Source organism: Methylobacterium sp. WL103 (assembly GCF_008039885.1).
In the GTDB taxonomy this organism is placed as follows: Bacteria; Pseudomonadota; Alphaproteobacteria; order Rhizobiales; family Beijerinckiaceae; genus Methylobacterium; species Methylobacterium cerastii.
The window spans coordinates 1-5,226 of the sequence record NZ_VRUX01000288.1 but is presented as its reverse complement, the minus strand read 5'-3'; the positions used below and the strand labels follow the sequence as shown (position 1 = coordinate 5,226).

Annotated in this window: 4 protein-coding genes and 1 pseudogene; 4 read left to right on the top strand and 1 reads right to left on the bottom strand. The window is 71.4% G+C overall.

The genetic code is table 11. The annotated features are described in order from the left end of the window. The 4 genes and pseudogenes from FV222_RS16470 to FV222_RS16455 form a co-directional block, all read left to right on the top strand. Nucleotides 1-254 (top strand): annotated as a pseudogene (locus FV222_RS16470) (oligopeptide transporter, OPT family); the annotation flags it as partial. Between the two features lie 335 nt (nt 255-589). Next, entirely contained in the window at nt 590-1,762 is a 1,173-nt protein-coding gene (locus tag FV222_RS16465; protein WP_147761641.1) for a zinc-dependent alcohol dehydrogenase, read from the top strand. Further along, the gene (locus FV222_RS16460) at nt 1,759-2,325 is read left to right on the top strand and encodes a cyclase dehydrase (protein ID WP_246685501.1); all 567 of its coding nucleotides are present in this window, start codon (nt 1,759-1,761) and stop codon (nt 2,323-2,325) included. Before FV222_RS16465 ends, FV222_RS16460 begins: the two co-directional genes overlap by 4 nt. Nucleotides 2,326-2,448: 123 nt before the next feature. Next, entirely contained in the window at nt 2,449-3,333 is an 885-nt protein-coding gene (locus FV222_RS16455) for an MBL fold metallo-hydrolase (protein WP_147761642.1), read from the top strand. A gap of 107 nt (nt 3,334-3,440) precedes the next feature. On the opposite strand, the gene FV222_RS16450 is transcribed toward FV222_RS16455, so the two are convergent. Further along, on the bottom strand, nt 3,441-5,180 hold the full coding sequence (locus FV222_RS16450; protein WP_147761643.1) for a bifunctional protein-serine/threonine kinase/phosphatase: 1,740 nt from the start codon (nt 5,178-5,180) through the stop codon (nt 3,441-3,443). Between the last annotated feature and the right edge of the window lie 46 nt (nt 5,181-5,226).

The window sequence follows — 5,226 nt, the reverse complement described above, 5'->3', positions numbered from 1 at the left end:
ACGCCGACAAGGCGACGGAGGCGGCGCGCCGCCGCGGCGTCCTGCTCGCCTCCGGCTTCCTCGTCGGCGAGAGCTTCGTTGGGGTGATCCTGGCCGTCGCCGACACCCTGGCCGGCCGCAGCGCGGCGCTCGCCCTCGTCGGCCCGGACTTCGCCTCCTACGCGACGTGGATGGGACTGGCCGTCTTCGCCAGCGGCCTCGCCGTGTTCTACCGGCTGACCGCGCGGGCGGAGCCGGACGAAGCCGTCGCGTAGGCGCGTCCTCGAAGGTCTGGCGGAGGGGGCAGATGTCGTGGGCGAGTCCCCGCCGCTGCCCAGGTGCCGCGCGAAGGATCGTTTGACGACTTGCCCTCATCCGCGACCAGATCCTGAAGCGCTTCTGCTGCGTCCTCCTCCAGCCATCCTCGCTGCATCCGAGACCTGACCCCATCGGTCGTCGGGGTCAGGACGAAAACGTCCGCTCTCGCCCAGGCTTCGTCAGCCCGCCCGCGCTCCCGTTCGGTCCGAAACCGCACAGAACCAACCCCGGCGACCGAGGTTGCACCCGCATGGGCCGCACCTTCCGATCGGCGGCCGGGAGCTTGAAGCCGATGAAAGCCCTCGTCTGGCACGGCACGACCGACATCCGTTGCGACACGGTTCCCGATCCGACCATCGAGGACGGGCGCGACGCGATCATCAAGGTCACGAGTTGCGCGATCTGCGGCTCGGACCTGCATCTCTACGACCACTTCATGCCTGGCATGAAGGCGGGCGACATCATGGGCCACGAGACCATGGGCGAGGTGGTCGAGGTCGGGAAGGACAATTCCGCGCTCAAGGTCGGCGACCGGATCGTGGTGCCCTTCACGATCACCTGCGGCCAGTGCCCGCAATGCCGGCGCGGCAACTTCTCGGTCTGCGAGCGCACCAACCGCAACAAGCCGCTTGGCGACGCCGCCTTCGGCCACACCACGGCGGGCCTGTTCGGCTACACGCACCTGACCGGCGGCTATGCCGGCGGACAGGCCGAATACCTGCGGGTGCCCTTCGCCGACTCGACGCACATCAAGGTGCCGGACGGCATCCCCGACGAGCACCTGCTGTTCCTCTCCGACATCTTCCCGACGGGGTGGCAGGGCGCGGTCCAGTGCGACATCCAGGCGGAGGACACCGTCGCGATCTGGGGCTGCGGCGCCGTCGGGCAGATGGCGATCCGCTCTGCGATCCTGCTCGGGGCCAAGCGCGTGATCGCCATCGACCGGGTGCCCGAGCGCCTCGAGATGGCGCGGGCGGGGGGCGCCGAGGTGCTCGATTACGACGCGGAGTCGAACATCGTCGCCCGGCTCAACGACATGACCGACGGACGCGGGCCGGAGAAGTGCATCGACGCCGTCGGGCTCGAAGCGCATGCGCTCGGCGCGGTCGACGCCGTCTACGACCGCGCGAAGCAGGCGATGATGCTGGAGACGGACCGCGCCCACGTCCTGCGCCAGATGATCATGGTCTGCCGGCCCGCCGGCATCCTCTCGGTGCCGGGCGTCTACGGCGGCCTGATCGACAAGTTCCCGATCGGCGCCCTGATGAACAAGGGCCTCACCGTCCGCACCGGGCAGACGCACGTGAAGCGCTGGACCGGCGACCTGCTGCGGCGGATCGAGGAAGGGCAGATCGACCCGTCCTTCGTCATCACCCATACGATCGGGCTGGAGGACGGCCCGGAGATGTATCGCACCTTCCGCGACAAGCAGGACGGCTGCATCAAGGTGGTGATCCGGCCATGAGCACGATGCGCCATCCCTACCCGACGCGCCCGGCGCCCGGTCGCGGCGCCCAGACCGGACACCAGGAACTCGCCCGCGGCCTCGGCTGGTTCTCGATCGGCCTCGGCCTCCTCGAACTCGCGGCGCCGCGGGGCCTGTGCCGCACCCTCGGCCTCGAAGGGCGCGAGACGTTGGTGCGCAGCTACGGCGTGCGCGAGGTCGCGACCGGCGTCGCCATCCTCATGAGCCACGACCCGACCCCGTGGATCCTCGGCCGCGTCGCGGGCGACGCCCTCGACCTCGCGACCCTGGCCCAGGGCTTCGACGGCGATCGCAAGCAGCGCGCCAACCTCGTCGCGGCAACCGCGGCGGTGGCCGGCGTGACCGTGCTCGATGTCGTCTGCGCCCAGGGGCTGATGGCCGACAAGCGCCTCTCCCCACCCGGCCGCTACGATTACGGCGACCGGAGCGGCTTTCCGCGCCCGCCGCGGGCGATGCGGGGCGCAGCCGCCGACTTCGAGACGCCGCCCGATTTCCGCGTCCCCGACGCGTTACGGCCATGGCGGGACGACGGCGCCGCCTGATAGCGGCAATCCGTAAATTACGGTGATTCGCCGGCAAACGACACGCGCGGTCGACGGCTGTCCGCCGGCCCGCACGGTTACCCCTCAACGGCGATCACTTCCGAAGCGAAAGGCGCAAGGCACATGGTCCAACAGGTTTCGGTCGGGGCCATCGCGCGCGTCGGCGAGGCCGCCGGGGACGGTAGCCACGCGCTCCTGCCCGATCTCGCCTATCGCCGGGTGGTGATGGTCAACGTCGTGTTCGTCGGCGCACCCGACGCGGGCGACCGCGGATGGGTGCTGGTCGACGCCGGCATCCCCGGCGGCAAGGGCCTGATCAAGGGCACGGCCGAGGCACGCTTCGGCGCCGGCGCCCGCCCGGCGGCGATCGTGCTGACGCACGGGCACTTCGACCATGTCGGCGTGCTGGAGGACCTCGCCGAAGAGTGGGACGTGCCGATCTACGCTCACGCTGCGGAGCGGCCTTATCTCGACGGCAGCGCCTCATATCCAAGCCCCGACCCCACGGTCGGCGGCGGGGCGCTCGCGCTGCTGTCGCCGCTCTACCCGACGAAACCGGTCGACGTGGGCGCACGCCTCGTCATCCTGCCGGCGGACGGGACGGTGCCGCCGATGCCGGGCTGGCGCTGGATCCACACGCCGGGCCACAGCCCGGGCCACGTCTCGCTCTGGCGCGAGGCCGACGGGTCGCTGATCGCCGGCGACGCCTTCGTGACAACGGCGCAGGAATCCATCTACGCGGTCGCGCTGCAGGAGCCCGAGTTCCACGGCCCGCCGATGTACCTGACCATCGACTGGTCCGCCGCCGCCGCCTCGGTCCGCCGCCTCGCCGCGCTCCGGCCCGAGCGCGTCGTCACAGGCCACGGCCGGCCGCTGGAAGGCGCAGAGATGCGTCGCGGCCTCGACGCCCTGGCGCAAGACTTCGAAGCCGTCGCAGTCCCGGACCACGGCCGCTACGTCGCCCACCCGGCCCAGGCCGAAGACGGCTCGGCCTATCGCGAACCGTGATCGAGCGCCCGTCTTCCCTCCCTCGAAGAGTGGGGAGGGAGGGGAAGCGGTCTTTCAACACGCGACACCGCTCCTCGCATGCGCATCCGCGAGGCCGCATGCACCCCTCAAAGGGCCGAGCGCGCAAGCAGGTAGACGACCGCCGCCGCCAGGGTGAGGGAGACGAGCTTCCAGAACAGCACCGGGTCGCGCTCCAGAAGGGCCGTCCGCCGGAGGCCGGGCAGCGACGGGTTCGGGTGGCGCAGGTCTTGGACGAAGGCGGAGAGCACCTCGTAGCGCTGGGCCGGATTGGGGTGCACCGCCTTGCGCAGGGCCGCGTCGACATAGGCGGGTAGACCGGTGCGCGCCGCGGCGAGGGAGACGTAATGCAGGCGTTGGGCGCGGGCCGCGCTGAAGGCCCGCGTCGCCTCCGCGCCGTAGGGCAGGCGTCCCGTGAGCATCTGGTAGGCGATCACGCCGAGCGAGAAGATGTCCGATTGCGGCGTGGCGGGCCGTCCCGCGAGGCATTCCGGCGCGGTGTACTGCACGGTGCCCTGCACCGTCTCGTCGATGGTCGGGTCGTCCTCGGCGAGCCCGGCGATCCGGGTAGAGCCGAAGTCGATGATCCGGACGGTGCCGGCGGCGTCGACCAGGACGTTGTGGGGCCGCAGGTCCCGATGCACCATCTCGCGCCGGTGGAAGGCGCGAAGGCCCACCGCGACCTGCTCGACGAGGCGCCGGACCTCCTCGAGCTCCGGCTCGGGATTGTCGCGCATCCACTGGGCGAGCGTCCGGCCCTCGACATAGTCCATCACCGTGTAGAGGTGGCTGCGCCGCCGGGTCCGGGGCGGGGCGCTCAGAACGTGCGGGCTGTCGATACGCCGCGCGACCCATTCCTCCATCATCAACCGCTGCAGGCCGGCCGGATCCGCATGCAGGTCCGTCGAGGGCACCTTGAGGGCGACCGTGCGCCCGGTCTCCCCGTCGACCGCCAGGTAGACGTGGCTGCGGTGGCTCGCATGCAGGGTACGCAGCACGCGGTAGCCGTCGAAGGTGGTCGGCGGGTCGAGGAGGGGGGCCGGGGGCAGGTCGTCGGCCCGGCCCGACATCTCGTCCAGCTCGCCGTCGGGGACGGCGTCGACGCGCACGATCTGGACGGTGAGGTTGTCGCCGCTGCCGTTCTCGTAGGCCCGCCGGACGATCTCCCGGGCGGCGCGATCGAGGTCGTCGCCGTGCTGCGCGATCTCGGCGACGATCGCCTCCGGCCGCACGTGCTCGTGCACCCCGTCCGTCGTCAGGACGAAGACGTCCCCACCCTCGATCACGACCGTGTGGTGGTCGATCTCCACGTGCGCGGCGGCGCCGAGGGCGCGGCCGAGGTAGGATTCCTCGGCGGAGAAGACGACGCGGTGGTCCTCGGTGAGCGCTTCGAGCGAGCGCCGCACGACCCGGGAGATGCGGGCGTCGCCGACGTGGAAGATGTGCGCGGTGCGCGACCTCAGGATCAGGGCGCTGAAGGTGGTGACGTAGCCGCGGTCGCGCGCGCCCTCGGGGTCGTGCAGCTGCCGGTTGCGCCGGGTCTCGGCATGGAGCCACGAATTCGTCGCGGCGATGACCCGGCTCGCCGCCGTCTTCACCGACCAGGTGTCCGGGGTGTCGTAATAGTCGGACAGGAAGCTCCGGACCGCCGTCTCGCTCGCGACGTGGCTGACCGGGCTGCTGCCGATTCCGTCGGCGATGGCGATCGCACCGCCCCTGAGGGCCAGCGCGGCGCGCCCGGGAACGAGCGCGCCGTGGAAGTCCTGGTTGGTCTCCTTGCGCCCGCGCTCGCTGTGCTGGCCGAGGGAGAGGGTCAGGGACGAAGGCATCGGCGGATCCCGGCGGTCGGACCCGGCGCCCTGCGGCGCGAGGCCC